3 protein-coding genes are annotated in these 1,930 nt (G+C 43.4%); all 3 read right to left on the bottom strand.

What is annotated here, in order from left to right:
• Window positions 1-22 precede the first annotated feature (22 nt).
• The gene (iscU, locus tag B3X18_RS02545) at window positions 23-409 is read right to left on the bottom strand and encodes a Fe-S cluster assembly scaffold IscU (protein ID WP_005014568.1); all 387 of its coding nucleotides are present in this window, start codon (window positions 407-409) and stop codon (window positions 23-25) included.
• 68 nt (window positions 410-477) lie between these two features.
• Complete coding sequence (locus tag B3X18_RS02550) at window positions 478-1,695, bottom strand: IscS subfamily cysteine desulfurase (protein ID WP_005014567.1); 1,218 nt, start codon at window positions 1,693-1,695, stop codon at window positions 478-480.
• Window position 1,696: 1 nt separating this feature from the next.
• Window positions 1,697-1,930, bottom strand: a 234-nt coding sequence (locus tag B3X18_RS02555) for an Rrf2 family transcriptional regulator (protein WP_286935109.1), incomplete at its 5' end; no start/stop codon positions are given.

Raw genomic sequence — 1,930 nt, forward strand, 5'->3', positions numbered from 1 at the left:
AATTTATCTAGGATACGTCTAATCAGGCTTGAGATTTCTTGCTACGATAATCTTCAATAGCTGCTTTAATCGCATCTTCTGCCAATACAGAGCAGTGAACTTTAACCGGCGGTAATGCGAGTTCAGTCGCAATATCAATATTCTTGATCGCTTGCGCCTGATCAAGAGTCTTGCCTTTTAACCATTCGGTAACTAGGGAGCTTGAAGCAATAGCAGAACCACAACCATAAGTTTTAAAACGTGCTTCTTCAATTACACCGCTATCGTTCACTTGAATCTGAAGACGCATAACGTCACCACATGCTGGTGCACCCACCATGCCAGTACCTACATTTTCTGCGTTTTTATCTAACACGCCCACATTACGGGGATTTTCGTAATGATCAATTACTTTTTCGCTATAAGCCATGATGCTTCTCCAAACCTCGGGGTCAGCCTTAATATTAATATGAGGGTAAAAACACTTATTTCAATAAATCAGTGTTCAGCCCATTCAACTGAAGAAAGGTCGATACCTTCTTTATACATATCCCAAAGCGGAGAAAGTTCACGTAATTTCTCAACAGCAGCTTTGGTAATTTCCAATACGTGATCAATATCTTCTTCAGTTGTATATTTGCCGAAACTGAAGCGGATAGAGCTATGTGCAAGTTCGTCTGACAAACCTAGTGCACGCAGTACATATGATGGTTCGAGGGTTGCAGAAGTACAGGCCGAACCACTTGAAACTGCAGCATCTTTAAGTGCCATCATTAAGGATTCACCCTCAACGAAATTAAAGCTGACATTTAAATAGTTGGCAACGTTCTGAGTCGGGTGACCATTTAAGAAAACCTGTTCAAGATCTTGCAGGCCATTCCAGAGCTTGTCACGCAATACACGCAGACGTTGCTGTTCAGCCTGGAGGTTTTTACCTGCCAGTTCGAATGCTTCGCCCATACCAACAATTTGATGTGTTGGCAGAGTACCAGAACGCATGCCACGCTCATGACCACCACCATGCATCTGAGCCTTTAGACGTACACGTGGAGTGCGGCGTACATAAAGTGCGCCCATACCTTTAGGACCATAGATTTTATGAGCTGAGAAACTCATCAAATCAATTTTCATGGTAGAAAGATCAATTTCAACCTTACCGGCTGCCTGTGCAGCATCTACATGGAAGAAGGTTTTATTGGCACGGGTCAATTCACCAATAGCAGCAACATCAGTAATGGTGCCGATTTCGTTGTTAACCATCATTAAAGATACAAGAATAGTATCCGGACGAAGAGCTGCCTGAACCATTTCAGGCGTAATTAAACCTGTTTGTGGCTGTGGTTCCAGATAAGTAACTTCAAAACCTTGCTCTTCCAGCTCACGGCAGGTATCAAGTACAGCTTTATGTTCAATTTTGCTGGTAATAATGTGTTTGCCTTTGGAAGCATAGAACTGAGCTACACCTTTGAGCGCAAGGTTGTCAGATTCTGTTGCACCCGAAGTCCAGACAATTTCACGTGGATCAGCTTTAACCAGGTTGGCCACCTGCTCGCGAGCGTATTCAACTTTTTCTTCTGCCTGCCAGCCATATGCATGTGAGCGAGAAGCTGCATTACCAAAAGTACCATCAAAGGTTAAGCATTCCATCATACGTTCAGCAACCTGTGGGTCAACTGGCGTAGTTGCTGCATAATCAAGATAAATTGGACGTTTCATGTCAAATACCTGTAACCGATAAAAGAGCTGAATCAAAACCTGGTGCGTTTTGGCGAATAGCAACGGTCTGTACGTTGTCACGGGCTACAAGATCAGCCAGAGTGATTTTCGCAAGATAATCGGCAATGTGATGGGAGAGTTCTTGCCATAAATCGTGAGTCAAGCACATTGCACCATTTTGACAGTTACCTTTATGGTCGCAGCGTGTTGCATCAACAGTTTCATTTACAGCTTC

It is taken from the genome of Acinetobacter sp. UBA6571 (genome assembly GCF_002434085.1).
Classification (GTDB): domain Bacteria; phylum Pseudomonadota; class Gammaproteobacteria; order Pseudomonadales; family Moraxellaceae; genus Acinetobacter; species Acinetobacter radioresistens.